16 protein-coding genes and 1 riboswitch are annotated in these 16,732 nt (G+C 74.9%); of the genes, 8 read left to right on the forward strand and 8 right to left on the reverse strand.

The window, feature by feature from the left end; genetic code table 11:
* Positions 1-1,791, forward strand: coding sequence for an ABC transporter permease subunit (locus ACK2IS_RS02915; protein WP_409484665.1), 1,791 nt, complete (start codon positions 1-3; stop codon positions 1,789-1,791).
* A 77-nt stretch (positions 1,792-1,868) separates the two neighbouring features.
* Here ACK2IS_RS02915 and bioD read toward each other — a convergent pair whose 3' ends face one another.
* Both bioD and ACK2IS_RS02925 read right to left on the reverse strand, forming a co-directional pair.
* Positions 1,869-2,567 (reverse strand): dethiobiotin synthase, encoded by a 699-nt coding sequence (bioD, locus tag ACK2IS_RS02920; protein ID WP_409484666.1) that lies wholly within the window; start codon positions 2,565-2,567, stop codon positions 1,869-1,871.
* Positions 2,564-3,907, reverse strand: a complete 1,344-nt coding sequence (locus ACK2IS_RS02925; protein WP_409484667.1) for an adenosylmethionine--8-amino-7-oxononanoate transaminase — start codon at positions 3,905-3,907, stop codon at positions 2,564-2,566. Before ACK2IS_RS02925 ends, bioD begins: the two co-directional genes overlap by 4 nt.
* Positions 3,908-4,082: 175 nt before the next feature.
* Between ACK2IS_RS02925 and ACK2IS_RS02930 the strand changes: the two genes are divergently transcribed.
* Positions 4,083-5,528 carry an amino acid permease gene (locus ACK2IS_RS02930; protein WP_409484668.1) on the forward strand — a complete coding sequence of 482 codons (1,446 nt, stop codon included), beginning with the start codon at positions 4,083-4,085 and terminating at the stop codon, positions 5,526-5,528.
* Positions 5,529-5,611: 83 nt separating this feature from the next.
* On the opposite strand, the gene tenA is transcribed toward ACK2IS_RS02930, so the two are convergent.
* The 4 genes from tenA to thiM form a co-directional block, all read right to left on the reverse strand.
* Positions 5,612-6,259: a thiaminase II gene (gene tenA, locus ACK2IS_RS02935; protein ID WP_409484669.1), complete on the reverse strand. Its 648-nt coding sequence runs from the start codon at positions 6,257-6,259 to the stop codon at positions 5,612-5,614.
* 1 nt (position 6,260) lies between these two features.
* Positions 6,261-7,085 carry a bifunctional hydroxymethylpyrimidine kinase/phosphomethylpyrimidine kinase gene (gene thiD / locus ACK2IS_RS02940; RefSeq protein ID WP_409484670.1) on the reverse strand — a complete coding sequence of 275 codons (825 nt, stop codon included), beginning with the start codon at positions 7,083-7,085 and terminating at the stop codon, positions 6,261-6,263.
* Complete coding sequence (thiE, locus tag ACK2IS_RS02945) at positions 7,082-7,735, reverse strand: thiamine phosphate synthase (RefSeq protein ID WP_409484671.1); 654 nt, start codon at positions 7,733-7,735, stop codon at positions 7,082-7,084. Before thiE ends, thiD begins: the two co-directional genes overlap by 4 nt.
* On the reverse strand, positions 7,732-8,541 hold the full coding sequence (gene thiM / locus ACK2IS_RS02950) for a hydroxyethylthiazole kinase (RefSeq protein ID WP_409484672.1): 810 nt from the start codon (positions 8,539-8,541) through the stop codon (positions 7,732-7,734). The genes thiE and thiM overlap by 4 nt, the downstream gene beginning before the upstream one ends.
* Positions 8,531-8,623, reverse strand: a riboswitch (TPP riboswitch). Its footprint overlaps the gene before it by 11 nt.
* A gap of 57 nt (positions 8,624-8,680) precedes the next feature.
* On the opposite strand from thiM, the gene ACK2IS_RS02955 reads away from it, so the two are divergent.
* The 3 genes from ACK2IS_RS02955 to ACK2IS_RS02965 all read left to right on the forward strand — a co-directional run bounded on the left by ACK2IS_RS02955 (position 8,681) and on the right by ACK2IS_RS02965 (position 11,667).
* Positions 8,681-9,376 (forward strand): LppX_LprAFG lipoprotein, encoded by a 696-nt coding sequence (locus ACK2IS_RS02955; RefSeq protein WP_409484673.1) that lies wholly within the window; start codon positions 8,681-8,683, stop codon positions 9,374-9,376.
* On the forward strand, positions 9,366-11,132 hold the full coding sequence (locus tag ACK2IS_RS02960; protein WP_409484674.1) for an MFS transporter: 1,767 nt from the start codon (positions 9,366-9,368) through the stop codon (positions 11,130-11,132). Before ACK2IS_RS02955 ends, ACK2IS_RS02960 begins: the two co-directional genes overlap by 11 nt.
* Before the next feature lie 124 nt (positions 11,133-11,256).
* Complete coding sequence (locus ACK2IS_RS02965; protein WP_409484675.1) at positions 11,257-11,667, forward strand: hypothetical protein; 411 nt, start codon at positions 11,257-11,259, stop codon at positions 11,665-11,667.
* A gap of 109 nt (positions 11,668-11,776) precedes the next feature.
* Here the strand turns inward: ACK2IS_RS02965 and ACK2IS_RS02970 are convergent, their stop codons facing one another.
* The gene (locus ACK2IS_RS02970) at positions 11,777-12,568 is read right to left on the reverse strand and encodes an exodeoxyribonuclease III (RefSeq protein WP_409484676.1); all 792 of its coding nucleotides are present in this window, start codon (positions 12,566-12,568) and stop codon (positions 11,777-11,779) included.
* A gap of 38 nt (positions 12,569-12,606) precedes the next feature.
* On the opposite strand from ACK2IS_RS02970, the gene ACK2IS_RS02975 reads away from it, so the two are divergent.
* From ACK2IS_RS02975 to ACK2IS_RS02985, 3 genes are all read left to right on the forward strand, one after another.
* On the forward strand, positions 12,607-13,383 hold the full coding sequence (locus ACK2IS_RS02975) for an SDR family NAD(P)-dependent oxidoreductase (RefSeq protein WP_409484677.1): 777 nt from the start codon (positions 12,607-12,609) through the stop codon (positions 13,381-13,383).
* A 26-nt stretch (positions 13,384-13,409) separates the two neighbouring features.
* Entirely contained in the window at positions 13,410-13,964 is a 555-nt protein-coding gene (gene pyrE, locus ACK2IS_RS02980; RefSeq protein ID WP_409484678.1) for an orotate phosphoribosyltransferase, read from the forward strand.
* Between the two features lie 178 nt (positions 13,965-14,142).
* Positions 14,143-14,967, forward strand: coding sequence for a LemA family protein (locus tag ACK2IS_RS02985; protein ID WP_409484679.1), 825 nt, complete (start codon positions 14,143-14,145; stop codon positions 14,965-14,967).
* Between the two features lie 334 nt (positions 14,968-15,301).
* Here ACK2IS_RS02985 and ACK2IS_RS02990 read toward each other — a convergent pair whose 3' ends face one another.
* On the reverse strand, positions 15,302-16,657 hold the full coding sequence (locus ACK2IS_RS02990) for a hypothetical protein (protein ID WP_409484680.1): 1,356 nt from the start codon (positions 16,655-16,657) through the stop codon (positions 15,302-15,304).
* Between the last annotated feature and the right edge of the window lie 75 nt (positions 16,658-16,732).

A 16,732-nucleotide genomic window follows, 5' to 3' on the forward strand; every position in this document is an offset into this window, starting at 1 on the left:
GTGGGTGCTCATCCTGCGGGCCGACTGGTCCGGCGGGACGGTCGCGGCCTGGCGCTGCTCCTGGCGCTGCGCCCGCTCGCGGTGCTCGTCGGCTCCGTGGCCGCCGTGGTGCTGCTGGCCGGGTGCCTGCCCTGGCTGTCCGGGCAGGACCCCGCCCAGACCGTGCTGCGCGCCCGTCAGGTCGAGCGGGTCGCCGACCCCGCAGCCCTGGCCGCCGTCCGGCAGGAGCTCGACCTGGCCGGTGATCCCGTCACCGGAGCCCTGCGCTGGGGGAGCCGGGCGCTGCGCGGCGACCTGGGCGCCTCCTGGGTCGGCGGCACCCCCGTCGCCCCCGTGGCCCTGGGGGCGCTCGGGGTGTCGCTCACCCTGGCGGGGTGCTCGGCGCTCGCGGCCCTCGCGATCGCGCTGGTCCTGGTGACGCCCCGGATCCTGGCGGCCGGGTCCGGCGGACGGCGGCGCCGGGACGTGCTCACCACCGTCATCGCCTCGCTGGCCGCCCTGCCCGAGGCCGTCGTCGCGGTGCTGCTCGTCGTCGTGGTGTCCCTGCACCTGCGGCTGCTGCCGGCCACGGGGTGGACGACGACCGTGCACCTGGTCCTGCCCGTGGCCACTCTCGCGATCTGCGCGGTCGGGGTGCTCACGCGGGTGCTGGCGCTCGCCGTCGACGACGTGGCGGCCGAGCCCTGGACCCGCACCTGGCAGGCCAACGGCGCCAGGCCCCTGCGGACCAGCCTGGCGGTGGCGCACCGGGCCGTCGCCGTCGTCCTGCCCCAGGTGCTGCTGCTGCTCGCCGGGCTGGTGGGGGCGTCGGTGGTCGTGGAGGACACCTTCGCCATCCCCGGTCTGGGCCGGCTCGCGCTCGACGCCGCTCTGTCCCAGGACATCCCGATGGTGCAGGCGTGCGCGGTGATGCTCGTGGTCGCCGGCCTGGCGGTCGGCGGCGCCGGGGTGCTCTGCCACCGGGCCATGACCGGGCCCGCGCTGGGCGCCGGCCGGGGAGTGGTCGGCGGACCTCGCCCGGAGGGGCGGGGTCGGCTCGGCATCGCGTGGTGGCTCGCGGCGGGCGCCTTGCTGGTGCTGGTCCTCGGCGGTATGACGCGCCGGGTGGCGATCGACCCGGCCGCCCGCCACCTGCGACCGTCCTGGGCTCACCCGCTCGGCACCGACCACGTGGGTCGGGACGTGTGGGCTCGGGTCGGTCACGGGGCCGTGGAGACCATTGGCCTGGCCGTCGTCCTCAGCGCCGTCTGCCTCGTCGTGGGGCTGCTCGTGGGCCTGTGCTCCTCGGGGCGCGGCGCAGGCGTCACCGACGTGCTCAACGCCGTGCCCTCGGTCTTCATGGGGATCGTCGTCGCGGCCGTCGCCGGACCGGGTCTGCCGAGCGCGTGCGTCGCCGTCTGCCTCGTCGGCTGGATCCCGCTGGCCGTGCACACCCGCACCCTGGCGACCGAGGCGCGGGCGTCGGGCTTCCACCAGGCGGCGCTGGTCGCGGGCGCCGGTCGGTGGTGGATCCTGCGCACCCACCTGCTCCCGGTCGTGCTTCGACCGGTGCTGGGCCACGCGGTGATCCGGGTGCCGCACCTCGCCCTCGCGCTGACCGGCCTGAGCTATCTCGGGCTGGGGGCGGGCCACGACTCGCCGGAGTGGGGCAAGCTGCTCGCCGACTCGGTGGTCCACGCCGAGCGGGCCCCGTGGGTGGTGGCGGCCCCGTCGCTCGGCCTCGTGCTGCTGGGCCTGGTCGCGACCCTGGCGCTCACGCCCTCCCGGTCGGTCGGCCCGGCGGCGCGCTGAGGGCCTGCCGACATGCGGGCCGCGGGGCCTTGCTCGGGTGGGCCGCCTCGGGCGGGCCGGGCAGTGCCCCGCGCCGCTCACAGGATCGGCAGCCAGGCCCCCGCCCGGTCCTGGAAGGTCTGCGGGTCCCACGACCCGGCCCCCTCGGGGACACGGCCGAGCAGCGGGGCGCCGGTCACCTCGGGCAGGTCGTCGACGTTGAGCCGCTCGGCGAGCCCGGGCTCCTCGGGCCACGAGCCGATGACGAAGCCCAGGCAGTCCAGCCCGCGCAGCTGCAGGGCCTCCGCGGTGAGCGCGGCGTGGTTGAGGGTGCCGAGCCCGGCGGCGGCGACGACCACCACCCCGACCTTGAGGCCGAGCTCCTGCAGGCACAGCGCCAGGTCGGCGACGGTTCCCCCGGCGAGGTCGAGGCGGACGAGCAGCCCGCCCGCGCCCTCCACGAGCACCAGGTCCACGTCGTCGCGGCGGGCGACCTGGGCCACCTGGGAGGCGAGCACCGGCACCGGCGGCAGGTCCAGCCCGGCGTGCCGGGCGGCGGCGTCGGGCGCGAGCGGGTCGGGCAGGCGGACGAGCTCGACGGTCTCGACGCCGCCGGCCAGCCGGTCCACGACGGCCAGGTCGCCGTCCTCGCCCGGCTGCAGCCCGGTCTGGCAGGGCTTGACCACGACGACGCGCAGCCGCTGCTCCTGCAGCCCGACGACGAGCGCCGCGGTGGTGATGGTCTTGCCGACGTCGGTGCCGGTGCCGGTGACGACGATGATCGGGGCGGGGCTCATGCGTGACACTCCTTCACGGCCCCCACGAGGGCCTGGCAGATGGTGGTGACGTCCTCGTCGGTGCAGGCGTACGGCGGCATGGTGTAGACGAGGTCGCGGAAGGGCCGCACCCACACGCCGCGGTCCAGGGCCGCCCGGGTCACCTCGCGGACCCGCACCGGCTCGGCCAGCTGGACCACCCCGACGGCGCCCAGCACCCGCACGTCGGCCACGTGGGGCAGCTCGCGCGCCGGCGCGAGCCCGCTCGCGAGCCCGGCCTCGATGCGGGCGACCTCTCCCTGCCAGCCGCGCGACTCCAGCAGGTCGAGCGAGGCCAGGGCGATCGCGCAGGCCAGCGGGTTGCCCATGAAGGTCGGGCCGTGCATCAGCGCCCCGGCCGCCCCGCCGCTCACAGTCTCGGCGACCTCGCGGGTGCACAAGGTGGCGGCCAGCGTGAGGTAGCCGCCGGTCAGCGCCTTGCCGACGGTCATGATGTCCGGCACCACGCCGCAGCGGTCGGCGGCCCACAGCGTCCCGGTGCGTCCGAGGCCGGTGGCGATCTCGTCGAGCACCAGCAGCGCGCCCGACTCGCGAGCGAGGGAGGCGAGGACCTGCACGGCGTACGGCGACCAGACGTGCATCCCGCCCGCCCCCTGCAGCAGCGGCTCCACCACGATCGCGGCGACCTCGTCGGCGTGCTCGGCGTACAGCGCCCGCACCTCGCGCTCCCAGGCTGCCGTCTCGGGGTCGGACCCGTCGCGGTCCAGGCCGGCGGGCGGGCGCGGGGCGAAGACCTGCTCCGGCAGCACGCCGGTGAACAGCGTGTGCATCCCGCCGACCGGGTCGCACACCGACATCGGGGCGAAGGTGTCGCCGTGGTAGCCGCCGCGCACCGTGAACAGGCGCCGTCGCGGGCGCCCCAGCGCCACGTGGTGCTGCCAGGCCATCTTGAGCGCCACCTCGACCGAGACCGACCCGGAGTCGGCGAGGAAGACGTGCTGCAGCGGGGACGCGGCCGCGCCCGGCAGTCGGGGGGCCAGCTCGACCAGGCGGCGCCCCAACCGGATCGCCGGCTCGTGGGTGAGCCCGCCGAACATCACGTGGGACATCCGGCCGAGCTGGTCGCGCGCGGCCGCGTCCAGCTCGGGCACGGCATACCCGTGGACCGCGCACCACCAGGACGACATCGCGTCGACGACCTCGCGCTGCGCGCCGTCGATCTCGAGGGTGAGCCGGACGCCGCGGGCGGAGCGCACCAGCCAGGGGTCCCCGCTCGCGGGGAAGGTGGAGTAGGGATGCCACAGGTGCTCCCGGTCCCAGGCGAGCAGCTCGGCGGTCGACCCCTCCTGAACGGTGTTCATGACTCCAGTATGCCGAGCCCCGCGCCCGCCCCGCCGGGCGGCCCACGGGTGTCGGGTCGGTCACAAGGGCTCGCCATACCGGCTCTCACCTGGGGAGAGATGCGCTCGCCCGCATAGGGTTACCGCACCGTCGCCCCCTGGGACCCAGGGGCCCCACCACGACAGCGAGGTCAGCATGGCAACCGTCGATGCGCACCCGTCCGGGCAACCCCATGCCTCGGGCGAGCAGCTCCAGCGCAACCTGTCCAACCGCCACGTCCAGCTCATCGCGATCGGCGGCGCCATCGGCACCGGCCTGTTCATGGGCTCGGGCAAGACGATCCACGCGGCCGGTCCGTCGATCCTGCTCGTCTACGTCGTCGTCGGCGTGATGCTCTTCTTCGTCATGCGCGCCATGGGCGAGCTGCTGCTGCACGACCTGGACTACAAGTCCTTCCAGGACTTCTCCGCCGAGATGCTCGGCCCCTGGGCCGGATTCATGTCCGGCTGGACCTACTGGCTGTGCTGGGTCGTGACCGGCATGGCCGAGATCATCGCCGTCGCGGGCTACTGGAACTTCTGGGTCAACCCCGACCACCCCGGCGACATGAAGCCCCTGTCGCTGGTCCTCGCGCTCGCCATGCTGGCCTTCCTGCTCTTCCTGAACCTGCTGACCGTCAAGCTCTTCGGCGAGATGGAGTTCTGGTTCGCGATCATCAAGGTGGTCGCCATCGTGGCGCTGATCATCATGGGCGTCTGGATGCTCGTCACGGTGTTCACCTCGCCCGACGGCACCAAGGCCTCGCTGAGCTACCTGTGGGACCGCGGCGGGTTCTTCCCCAAGGGGCTGAGCGGGTTCGCCGCCGGCTTCCAGATCGCGGTGTTCGCGTTCGTCGGCATCGAGCTCGTCGGCACCACCGCGGCCGAGACCAAGGACCCGGTCACGACGCTGCCCAAGGCGATCAACTCGATCCCGATCCGCGTGATCATCTTCTACGTCCTCGCCCTGCTGGTCATCATGACCGTGACGCCCTGGGACAAGATCGACCCGGCGCAGTCCCCCTTCGTCAACCTGTTCAGCCTGGCCGGCCTGGCCGGGGCCGCCACGATGATGAACTTCGTGGTCCTCACCTCGGCCTCGTCGAGCTGCAACTCGGGGCTCTTCTCCACCTCGCGGATGCTCTACGGCCTGGCCCACAAGGGCATGGCCCCCGCGGCCTTCGGCAAGCTCTCCTCGCGCAAGGTCCCCCAGAACGGCCTGTTCATCTCCGTCATCCTGGTGGCGACCTCGATCCTGCTGATGCTCAACGACTCCGTGATGGGGGCCTTCACCGTCGTCACCACGATCTCGGCGGTGCTGTTCATCTTCGTCTGGTCGCTGATCCTGCTCAGCTACGTCGTCTACCTTCGCCGCCACCCGCAGGCGCACGCCCGCAGCGTCTACAAGATGCCCGGCGCGACCTTCATGCCGTACGTCGTGCTGGCGTTCTTCGGCGTCGTCCTGGTCCTGCTCACCCAGGAGAAAGACACCCTGCAGGCGCTCCTCGTCACGCCGCTGTGGTTCCTGCTGCTCACCGTCGGCTGGTTCGCGATCCGCGGCAAGGTCCGCCACGACGACACGACGAGCGAGGCCGTCCACTGACCCGGACCCCAGCCGTATGACGGAGGGCTCGCCACGGTGCACCCTGGCGAGTCCGCCGTCACACCGCCGTCACGTCCAGGTCCTCAGACGGGCCAGGTCTCCTGCCGCCAGGCCGCGTCCCAGAACATCCACTCGTAGCGCGACGCCGTCGCGTAGGCCACGTGCATCCGCTCGACCGTCTCGGCGCAGGCGCCCTCGGCGCAGCGGTCGGCGATCGCCTTGGCGGTGGCGACCGAGGCGGCGAAGGCCTCGTCGGCATAGGTGCCGATCCAGTCGCCGTAGGCGTGGGCGCCGAGGTCGCCGGCGGTCCGCAGCAGCGCGTCCCCCACGTCCTGGTAGATCCAGTAGCACGGCAGCACCCCGGCCACCGCGACGGCATACGAGCCCTGCGTCGTCAGCGACGCGAGGTAGGACGTGTAGGCCAGGCAGGTGGGGGAGCGGGTGACCGCGGCGAAGTCCTGGACGTGGGCGCAGTGGAGCTCGCGCTCGACAGCGACCGCGGTCCGGGCCGAGTCGGCCCAGAAGGTCGTGTCGTCCGGGTCGGTCGCCTGCCCGGCGAGGGTGGCCAGGACCCGGGCGTAGTCCGCGAGGTAGAGCGCGTCCTGGGCCATGTAGTAGGTGAAGCGCTCGCGGTCCAGGGTGCCGTCGCCGAGCCCGCGCACGAAGGGCAGCTCGTCGATGGCCGTGCGGATGGCGCGCGAGCGCTCCCAGGTGTCGAGGGTGAAGGTCATCTCAGCTCCAGGTGGCGTGGAAGTGGTGGACCGGTCCGTGGCCGTGGCCGACCTGCAGCTCGTCGGCGCGGTGGAGCGCGTCGGTCAGCCAGCGCTTGGCGTCGGTGACCGTGGTCATCCAGTCGGGGCGCTGCGGTCGCAGGGCCGCCAGCGCGGACGACAGGGTGCAGCCTGTGCCGTGGGTGTTGCGGGTGTCGACCCGCTCGCTCCACCCCGCGACGCAGGTGTCGGCGTCGGCATACACGTCGGTCGCCCGATCACCCTCGTCCAGGTGCCCGCCCTTGAGGTAGACGCGCCGCGCGCCCGCGTCGACGAGTCGCCGCGCCTGGTCGAGCATCTCGTCCACGTGTCCGGCCGGCTCGCAGCCGAGGAGCACGGCGGCCTCGGGGATGTTGGGGGTGATGATCCCGGCGAGCGGCACCAGGTCCCGCACGGCGGCGACGGCGTCGTCGGCGAGGAGCCGGTCGCCGCTGGTGGCGACCATGACCGGGTCGAGGACGATCGGCAGCTCGGTGCCGCTCTCGTGCGCCCGCAGCTGCTCCAGGCAGGCGCGGACCGCGGCGGTCACCGACGCGTCGGCGAGCATCCCGATCTTGACGGCGTCGACGGCGATGTCGTCCAGGAGGGTGTCGAGCTGCTCGGTGACGAAGCCCGCGGGCACCGGGTGGACGCCGGTCACGCCCTTCGTCGACTGCGCGGTCAGGGCGGTGACGACGCACATGCCGTAGGCGCCGAGGGCGCTGAAGGTCTTGAGGTCGGCCTGGATCCCGGCGCCCCCCGAGGGGTCGGAGCCGGCGATCGACAGGACCTTGGGCGGGGGAGTCATCGTGGGGCGTCCTTCCATCGGGTGCGGAGCAGGGTCGCGGCGGCCCGAGGGTCGGGGGCGGCGCAGATGGCGCTGACCACGGCGGCGCCGTCGACGCCGGTGGCGGGCAGCTCGCCGATGCGGTCGGCGCTGATGCCGCCGATGGCGACGGTGGGCCAGGGGCTCGCGGCGGCGAGCCGGGCGATTCCGGCAGGCCCGGACGGTATGGCGGCGTCCGGCTTGGTCGTCTGGTCCCAGACCGGCCCGAGGCCGAGGTAGTCCAGGGTGCCGTCGGGCAGCGCCCGCGCCGCCTCGACGTGCTCGACGGTCTGGCAGGAGAGTCCGAGCAAGGCGTCCGGGCCGAGGAGCTCGCGGGCGCGCACCGGGTCGAGGTCGCCCTGGCCGACGTGGGCGCCGTGGGCCCCGGCCGGCTGGACGAGGTGGACCCGGTCGTTGAGCAGGACGGGCACCCCGGTGCCGACCAGCGCGGCGACGACCTCGCGGGAGATCCGCAGGACGGTGTCGTCGTCCGCCTCGGGGTCGCGCACCTGCACGACGGTGGCGCCCCCGTCGACGGCCGCGCGGACGAGGGGGGCGACCCGGCCGGCGCCGCCCGCCATGACGGTGTCGGTGACGAGATAGACGGTGAGGTCGAGCGGCGGCCGGGTCATGACAGCCGCACCGCCTCGGCCACCTCGTCGGGGGTGACCAGGGCCAGCTCGTCGAGCAGCGCGACCGCGAAGCTGCCGGGGCCGCGGGTGGTCGCGGCAGCCCGTTCGGCCGCGACGCACAGCAGGGCCGTGGCAGCGGTGGCGGCGACGAGCCGGTCCTCGCAGACGGCGGCGAAGCCCGCCATCAGCGCGCCCAGCGCGCACCCGACCCCGGTGACCCGGGTCATCAGCTCGTGGCCGTTGGCGACGCGCACCAGGCGCTCGCCGTCGGTGAGGTGGTCCACCGGGCCGCTCACGGCGACCACGGTGCCGTGGTCGCGGGCCAGGGAGCGCGCCTGCTCGAGCACCTCCTCGGGCCGGGCGGCGGAGTCCACGCCCCGGCCGCCCAGACCGCCGAGCAGCCCGGAGATCTCCGAGGCGTTGCCGCGCACGATCGCGGGGGCGTGCACGCCGATCAGCTCGCTCGCCACCTGGGTGCGCCACGGCAGCCCACCAGCGGCCACGGGGTCCAGGACCCAGGGGGTGCCCGCCTGCGCCGCGCCCTCCACGGCGGCGCGCATGGCCGCCGTCGTGTCGTCGTACGGCGTGCCCGTGTTGACCAGGACCCCGCCCGCCACCTGGGCGAACACGCCCGCCTCGTGCGGGTTGTCCACCATCGCGGGGGCCGCCCCTGCGGCGAGCAGGACGTTGGCCGTCCACTGCGCGACCACGATGTTGGTCAGGCTCTGGACGAGGGGGCTGCCCTCGCGCAGGCGCTGCACCGCCTCGCCGACCTGCCGGGGTGAGACCGGGGTGTGCTCGGCCATGCGACGTCCCTTCGCCAGTGCTAGCCAGATCAGGTTCGACGGGTGTGATCTCAGCCCTCGAGGGGCACCCCGCGTCGTGGTCGCACCCTAGCCCACCTCGGTCGGCTACGGTCGGGGGAGGCACGGGAGGGGACCTGAGATGACCTGGACCAAGGGGAGCGCCCTGCTGCTGAGCGGGCTCCTGCTCGCGGGGGCTTCGGCCTGCAGCGACGCCCCGGACGAGCCCGGACGCAGCGCCGCCGACCGGCTCGCCGCTGCCCGCAGGACCCTGGACGCGAGCCCGTCGGTGCGGGTCGACCTGTCCTCGCCGGACTTCCCCGCCGACGCGCAGGGGGTCAGCGCCGCCAAGGGCGTGGTCACCCACCAGCCGGCCTTCCAGGGCTCCCTGACGGTGCGTGCCCGCGGACTGTCCGGCACCGTCGACGTGGTCTCCGTCGGCGGGACGCTGCACCTGCGCCTGCCCTTCACCCGGTCCTACGTCCCGGCCAAGGCCGCGGACTACGGCGCCCCCGACCCGGCCGACCTGCTCTCGCCCGACAAGGGCATCTCCTCGCTGCTCGGCGCGGTGCGGTCGCCCGCGCTGGGCGACAAGAAGCGCGACGGCAGCGCCGAGGTGCAGACGATCACCGGGACCCTGCCCGGCGACAAGGTCGTCGACGTGCTCGCGGCCGGGCAGCGCGGGGCGACCTTCCCCGTCTCCTTCCAGGTCGGCGACGACGACCGGGTCCGCTCGGTCACCGTGACCGGCCCCTTCTTCCCCGCGACCGGCGCCACGAGCCGGTACGACGTCCGCCTCGACGGCTACGGCGAGCAGGTCACCGTCAGTGCCCCCTGACGCGCGCGGGGTCGCCGACGCCCACCCGCGGGTCCTGCTGGCGGCCGCCTCCCTCGCGGTGCTGCTGGCGGCGGCCGACACCTACGTCGTGGTCCTCGCCCTGCCGGACATGATGGCCGGGGTCGGGCTCGGCATCGACGCTATGCAGCGGGCCACCCCGATCATCAGCGGCTTCCTGCTCGGCTATGTCGTCGTCCTGCCCCTCGTCGGGCGGCTCGCCGATCTCGTCGACCGGCCACGCGTCCTGCGGGCCCTGCTCGTCGTCTTCCTCGTCGGGTCGGTGGTGACCGCGCTCGCGACCGAGCTGCCGGTGCTGGTGGGTGGCCGGGTCCTGCAGGGGCTCGGCGGCGGTGGCCTGGTGCCGGCCACCCTCGCACTGGTCGCGGACGGCTGGCCGCCCGCCCGGCGCGGCGTGCCGCTCGGGGTGGTCGGTGCGGTGCAAGAGCTCGGCTCCGTGGTGGGGCCCCTCCTCGGCGCGGCCGTGCTCGCGGCCGGCACCTGGCGAGATGTCTTCTGGCTCAACGCCGCCCTGGCCGCGGTGCTGTGGTGCGCGGTGGCTGCGCTGACCCGCCGGGGAGGCGCCGCGCGGTCGACCGCCCCGGACGTGGTGGTCCCTGCGCGGCCGGCCCCGGGTGCCTCGTCCCGGACGCGGCCGGCCCGGGGTTCCTCGTTCCCGCATCGCGGTGGTCGAGCGCTTTCCGCCGGCATACGGCACCTGCTCCCCGGGCTCGCCCTGGCTGCCCTGGTCCTCGCGCTGTGGGCGCCCGAGGCCCTGGTCACCCACCTCACCTGGGGGTGGGGCTACCTGCCGCTGGGGTCTCGGGCTCGCCTCGCCACCCCGCTGGGCGCCGGGGCCGCGGTCCTGGTCCTGGCCTGGCTGGGCCTGTCCTGGCGGGGCTGGACACCGGTGCTGCGCCAGGTCGACGTGGTCGCGACGCTGCTGGTCGCGGGCGCGCTGGGCTGCCTGGTGCTCACCTTCGCGACCGCCGACCCGGCCGTGCAGGTCGTCGGCCCGCAGGGCCCGTGGCTGCTCCCGCTGGGCGCGCTGTGCACCGCGGGGTGGGTGGTCCGACACCGCACGGCCGCGGTGCCGCTGGTGCCCCGGGGCCTGCTGCGCCGGGTCGGGGCGACGGCCCTGGTCCTGTCCCTCCTGGTGGGCGCGGCCCTCGCCGCGGTGGTCGTCGACGTGCCCGTGCTCGCCCGCCTCACCGTCGCCGGCACCCAGGCCGCGGCGGCGATGGTGCTGCTGCGGTTCCTGGTGGCGCTGCCGGTCGGGGCCCTGCTCGGCGGTCTGCTCCTGCGGCGTGTCGGGCCCTCCTGGGTGTCGGCGGCCGGTCTCGCCCTGGCTGCCCTCGGTCTGGCCGAGATGGCGCGTTGGACCACCGGGTCGCTGACCAGCGGGTCGGCGACCCCCACCCTCGCCCTGGTGGGGCTCGGTCTCGGGCTGGCGCTCGCCCCCGTCAATGCCGCCGCCCTGGCCGAGGTCGCCCCCGAGAGCCACGGGAGCATGAGCGCGCTGGTGGTGCTGGCCCGCATGGTCGGGATGATCGTCGGCCTGGCGCTGCTCACGGCCATCGGGCTGCGCCGCTTCTACGCCGCCACCACGCACCTGCCGGACCCCGGCGACCCCGCGGTGCTGCTCACGGCGGCCCTGGTGCAGGTGCAGACGGTCTTCTGGGGGGCGGCCGGCTGTGCCGCCCTCGCGGCCGTCCTCTCGCTTACCCTGCGTGGTCGATCCGTCCCCGACCGCAGCTGAGGCCACCTGCCTGGTCCGCTCGCCACGCACATGCCGTCTGGTGCCCGCGCGGCAGCCCACGTCGGCGTCCCCAGGCAGAACGGCACCCTGGACCCGGCCGGTCGACGCGCCTTTCATCGGTCGTATGACGATCTACGACCTCATCGACGAGCGGCCCCTCACCGACCCGGAGCTGGTGCGCACGGTGCTGCGCGACACCCTCCCCGGGCCGGGGTCGGGGCCGGAGCTGTGCTTCCTGCTGTGCGACCTCAACGGGCACCTGCTCACCCCGCTGCTGCTCCGGCTCGACGAGATCCCGGTCGACCCGGTCACCCAGCGCACCGTCCTGGACGCCACCATCGGCGTGGGTGCACCCCACGTGTCGGCGGCGTGCTGCGTGGTCCGGCACGGTCCGATCCACGCCACCCCGACCGACCGGCTCTGGCAGGAGGCCGTCCAGCGCTACTGCCAGGAGCAGGGGATCCGCGACCTGGGCTTCTTCGTCATGGGCACCCGCGGCATCGACCAGCTGCAGCCGCTGCGCCTGGCCGCCTGAGCCCGGCCTCCTGCCCGGGTGTCAGGGGCTGGGCACCGAGCCCTGAGCCCCGCCCTCCGGCCGACGGGCGTCCGGCCGCCGCTCCCGCGGCCCGTCGACCCCGGTGGGCTCAGTCCAGGTCGACGATGACGGGGGCGTGGTCGCTCGCGCCCTTGCCCTTGCGCTCCTCACGGTCGATGCAGGCGCCGGTCACCCGGGCCGCCAGGGCGGGGGAGGCCAGGCAGAAGTCGATGCGCATCCCCTGCTTCTTGGGGAAGCGCAGCTGGGTGTAGTCCCAGTAGGTGTAGACCCCCGGGCCGGGCGTGTGGGGGCGCACCACGTCGGCATAGCCCGCCTCGAGGACGGCGCGGAAGGCGGCCCGCTCGGGCTCGGAGACGTGGGTGGCCCCGTCGAAGACCGCCACGTCCCACACGTCCTCGTCCCGGGGGGCGACGTTCCAGTCGCCCATCAGCGCCACCTGCGCCTGCGGGTCCGCGGCGAGCCACTCGGCCCCCCGGTCGCGCAGCCGCGCCAGCCAGTCCAGCTTGTAGGCGTAGTGGCTGTGGCCGACCTCGCGCCCGTTGGGGACGTAGAGCGACCACACCCGCACGCCGTCGCAGGTCGCGGCCAGCGCGCGGGCCTCGGCGACGGCCTCCGGCTCGCCGTACGTCGGCATGCCCTCGAAGCCGACCTCCACGTCGCTCAGGCCCACCCGGGAGGCGATGCCGACACCGTTCCACTGGTCGAGCCCGTGGACGGCGACCTCGTAGCCCGCCTGCTCGAAGGGCAGCGTCGGGAACTGCGCGTCCTTGCACTTGAGCTCCTGCAGGGCGAGCACGTCGACGTCGTGCCGCTCCAGGAAGGCGACGACCCGGTCGACCCGGGTCCGGATGCTGTTGACGTTCCACGTAGCGATGCGCACGCGCCCACCCTAGGGGCCGGGTCCGACATACTGCCCGCATGGCAATCGCTCTCGTCACCGGCGCGTCCGCCGGCATCGGTCAGGCCTTCGCCCGCGAGCTCGCCTGCCGCGGTCACGACCTGGTGCTCGTCGCCCGCGCGCAGGATCGCCTCCAGGGCCTCGCCGACGAGCTGCGCGAGCTGCACGGCACGACCTGCGAGGTGCTCCCCGCCGACCTCACCGACCGTGCCGAGCTGCAGCGCGTCGCGGACCGGCTCGCCGACCAGCAGCGCCCCGTGGACCTGCTGGTCAACAACGCGGGCTACGGGATGAAGACCTCCTTCCTGAAGACCCCGATCGACGCAGAGGAGCACCACCTGCTGCTGCACACCCGCGCCGTGCTCGTCCTCTCGCAGGTGGCGGCCGTGGCGATGCGGGCGCGCGGGCGCGGCGCGATCGTCAACGTCTCCTCGGTCGCGAGCTTCGTGGCCATGGGCACCTACTCCGCGGCCAAGGCCTGGACGACGACCTTCACCGAGGCGCTCGCCATGGAGCTGCGCGGCACCGGCGTCACCGCCACCGCCCTGTGCCCGGGCTTCACGCACACCGAGTTCCACGATCGGGCGCAGATGGACATGTCGCTGCTGCCGGAGGTGGCCTGGCTGGACGCCGACCGGTTGGTGCAGGACTGCCTCGACGACGTCGCCCGCGGCCGGGTCGTCTCGGTCCCGGGGGTGCTCTACAAGGGCCTGGTCGGCACCCTGCAGGTGCTGCCCCGCGGCCTGGTCCGCAGCGCGAGCATGCAGCTGGCCACCCGTCGCCGCCGCCTGGGCTGACCTGGGACGCGGCTAGGCTCGGGGCCATGAACCCTGCCGACGCCCGCGCCCGCCTGCTCGAGATCATCAAGGACAAGGCCATCGTCCACGGCCGCGTCACCCTGTCCTCCGGCAAGGAGGCCGACTACTACGTCGACCTGCGCCGGATCACGCTGAACGGCGAGGCGGCCCCCCTCGTCGGCATCGTGCTGCGCGACCTCACCAAGGACCTGGCGTATGACGCCGTCGGCGGCCTGACGCTGGGAGCCGATCCCGTCGCCACCTCCATGCTGCACGCGTCGGCCGCCGCCGGGGCGCGCCTCGACGCCTTCGTGGTCCGCAAGGCCGGCAAGGCCCACGGCCTGCAGCAGCGCATCGAGGGGCCCTCGATCAAGGGCCGCCGGGTGCTCGTGGTGGAGGACACCACCACGACGGGCGGGTCGCCGCTGGAGGCGGTCGCCGCGTGCCGCGAGGAGGGCGCCGAGGTGGTCGCCGTCGCCACGATCGCCGACCGGGCCACCGGTGCGGGGGAGCGGATCAAGGAGGAGGCTGGGGTTCCCTACCTGCACGTCTACTCCCTCGACGAGCTCGGGCTGGCCTGACCGGGCCTGCGCCGGCGGCCACGTCGGCCGACCTCGGGACGCCGCTTCGAGGCAGGCCGGTCGGATCGGGTCGAGGCGCCGGGGAACGTCCTGGCGCCTCGCGCCGTCATACCGGTGATCGTCCTGGCCGTCCGGCCAGGCTGACCACGACCACGTCCAGCCCTGGAGGGGGAGCCCCGTGCTCATCGCCTTGATCGTCCTGCTCGTCATCGTCGCCGCGATCGCCTTCTGGCTCATCAGCATGCACAACGGCCTCATCGCCCTGCGCAACCGCACGCAGGAGTCCTGGCGCCAGATCGACGTCGAGCTCAAGCGGCGTCACGACCTGATCCCCAACCTCGTGGAGACCGTCAAGGGCTTCGCCGGCCACGAGCGCGGCACCCTCGACGAGGTCATGCGGGCCCGCGCCGCCGCCGTCCAGGCGGGGGGCACCCCGGCCCAGACCGCCGCGGCCGAGCAGGAGCTGACCGGCGCGCTCGGTCGCCTGATGGCCGTCACCGAGGCCTACCCGCAGCTGCAGGCCAACCAGGGCTTCCTGGCCCTGCAGTCCGAGCTGTCGTCCACGGAGGACCGCATCGCCTCGGCCCGTCGTTACTACAACGCGACCGTACGGGAGCTCAACACCAAGGTCGAGTCCTTCCCCAGCAGCGCGATCGCCAAGCGGGCGGGCGTGCGCCAGGAGCAGTACTTCGAGGCCGAGGCCGGTGCGCGCTCCACGCCGCAGGTCAACTTCGACACGAACTCCGCGCGCACCTACGAGACGGCCCCGGAGCCGACCGTCGGCGGCCCCGTCCAGGGCGGGCCGCCGGTGCCCCCGGCCCAGCTGCCCGGTCAGGCCGGCACCGCCGAGGGCGGCCACGCCCCCGCGGGCGGGCTGCCCGCCGGTGCGTCCGACCTCGCCCAGGGCGGCGGTCGTCAGGGGGACATGCCCGACACCAACCCTCACCAGGAGGGCGGCGCCCTCGGCTGGGGCTCCGGCAGCCCGGAGACTCCCCGCCGGTGACCTGACCTCCTCGCCCACCTCGCCCACCCCGGCGGCCCCGCGCTCCTCGTCGGAGCGCGGGGCCGCCGGCGTGCGGCCGCTGGTGGGTGTGCGGCCGCGGGCGCGGCCAGACGCCTGGCCCTTCGGTACCTCGTCGAGCCGTCGACGGGCGGGAGCCGCCGGCCGCGTCATCGCAGGGGCTCACGATGCGTCGTCCCGCAGCGCCCCCGCTCGGTCCTGGCCGGAGGCACCCCGCGACCGTCCCGGCCGGTCGGCCAGGCACCGGGCGGACGGACAGACCGCGGGGCGGGCTGCCACCCCCTGGTGACAGCCCGCCCCGCGGGGGCCGGTGGCGTCAGCGGACGACCGACATCTTGTCCCAGGGCAGGGCCAAGATGGCTCGGGACAGGTCGGCGCGGGTGAGGCCCTCGGTGAGGGTCCTGGTCCTCTCCGGGTCGCCCGCGCGCACCAGAAGGATCCCGCTCGGTGTCTGCGCGGCCTCCGCGATCGCCTGCGCCCCGGGGAGCAGCCTGAGGGGCCTCAGGTCGGCCTTGGGGTCCAGGTGCAGGGCGCCGCCGCCTGCGACGACCTCCAGGGTCCGCGGCGAGGTCTCGGGCCGCGACCGCAGCGTGGACAGCACCAGGTCCAGGTCGAGGGCGAGCGGGGTCGCGGTGGCGCCACCACCCGGCCTCGGGGTCGTGGTGGGGGTGCTCGTCGCGGTGGGGGTCGCCGACGGGGACGGGGTGGTGGACGGGCCGGCTGTGGGCGCGGCGCCCTGCGTGGGGGTCGTCGTGGGCGCGGCGCCCTGCGTCGGGGTCGGCCCGGTGACGGTCGGGGTGGGGACGGCCGAGGGCGAGGTGGTGGGCGTGGCGGTCGGGGACGTCACCACGGTCGGCGTGCCCGGAGCCGGGATCGCGGGTGCGGAGGTCGCGGGCACCGGCGGCACGGCCGGGCCAGCCGGGACCGTGGCGGTGGGCGGCAGCGGGAGCGGTGGGGCGGCGATGGCCGTGGGCTGCGGCGACAGCGGATCGGCGGGGGCCGTCGCGACCAGACCCGGAGCAGGCGGTGCGGGTGCGGCCGCCGACGCGTGCGGCACGTCCGGAGCATGGGCCGGGTCACCCGGCATGGGGGGCCGGGCGGCCGCAGGAGCTGCCGGGAGGGGAGCGACGGGCGCGACGTCGGTGGGGGCCGCTGCCGAGGGCGCGGTCCCGGGCAGCGGACCGCTCGCCCCGACGTCCTGGGGGTCCACGCCGCTGCGCGTGCCGCCGGCGGACTCGCCGTCCAGGACCGCCGCCTCGGCAGACATGGCTGGCGGCAGGCCGTCGTCGGGGCTCTCGGGTGCGGCCGGCCCGCTCGTCGCGGGGGCGGCGGCCACCGGGCCGTGAGCCAGCTCGAGGTGCACCGTCGCGTCGTGCGGCTTGCCGCTCAGCTGCGTGGCAGCGATGGCGATGGCCAGCAGCACCGGGGCGGCGACGGCCGCCTTGACCGGTGCAGGCGCGGCAGCGAGACGTCCCACCGCGGTGGCCTGCGGCGTGGCCGGTGCCGCGAGGTTGCTCTCCGGCAGGGCGGCGGGCTCCGAGGTGCCCGCCGCAGGGGTGGTGCTCTCGACCGCGGGGTCGGCCTCGACGCCGGCGGTTGCCGGGATCTCGGCGGCGACAGGGACCTCGGGGGCCGAGGCCGGCTCTTCCGGTCGGAGGGGTGCGTCAGACATGGGAAGCCTTCGTGTCAGAGGGGTACACCTCGGACACTAGGGACAAACGCAACCAGACGTAACCCCCGCGGCCCC

It is taken from the genome of Arsenicicoccus dermatophilus (assembly GCF_046267915.1).
In the GTDB taxonomy this organism is placed as follows: domain Bacteria; phylum Actinomycetota; class Actinomycetes; order Actinomycetales; family Dermatophilaceae; genus Arsenicicoccus; species Arsenicicoccus dermatophilus_A.

Coding starts and splice junctions, on each gene's coding strand:
- bioD (WP_409484666.1), bottom strand. CDS start 2,567: ATGAGCCCCGCCCCGATCATCGTCGTCACCGGCACCGGCACCGACGTC.
- ACK2IS_RS02925 (WP_409484667.1), bottom strand. CDS start 3,907: ATGAACACCGTTCAGGAGGGGTCGACCGCCGAGCTGCTCGCCTGGGAC.
- ACK2IS_RS02930 (WP_409484668.1), top strand. CDS start 4,083: ATGGCAACCGTCGATGCGCACCCGTCCGGGCAACCCCATGCCTCGGGC.
- tenA (WP_409484669.1), bottom strand. CDS start 6,259: ATGACCTTCACCCTCGACACCTGGGAGCGCTCGCGCGCCATCCGCACG.
- thiD (WP_409484670.1), bottom strand. CDS start 7,085: ATGACTCCCCCGCCCAAGGTCCTGTCGATCGCCGGCTCCGACCCCTCG.
- thiE (WP_409484671.1), bottom strand. CDS start 7,735: ATGACCCGGCCGCCGCTCGACCTCACCGTCTATCTCGTCACCGACACC.
- thiM (WP_409484672.1), bottom strand. CDS start 8,541: ATGGCCGAGCACACCCCGGTCTCACCCCGGCAGGTCGGCGAGGCGGTG.
- ACK2IS_RS02955 (WP_409484673.1), top strand. CDS start 8,681: ATGACCTGGACCAAGGGGAGCGCCCTGCTGCTGAGCGGGCTCCTGCTC.
- ACK2IS_RS02965 (WP_409484675.1), top strand. CDS start 11,257: ATGACGATCTACGACCTCATCGACGAGCGGCCCCTCACCGACCCGGAG.
- ACK2IS_RS02975 (WP_409484677.1), top strand. CDS start 12,607: ATGGCAATCGCTCTCGTCACCGGCGCGTCCGCCGGCATCGGTCAGGCC.
- pyrE (WP_409484678.1), top strand. CDS start 13,410: ATGAACCCTGCCGACGCCCGCGCCCGCCTGCTCGAGATCATCAAGGAC.
- ACK2IS_RS02990 (WP_409484680.1), bottom strand. CDS start 16,657: ATGTCTGACGCACCCCTCCGACCGGAAGAGCCGGCCTCGGCCCCCGAG.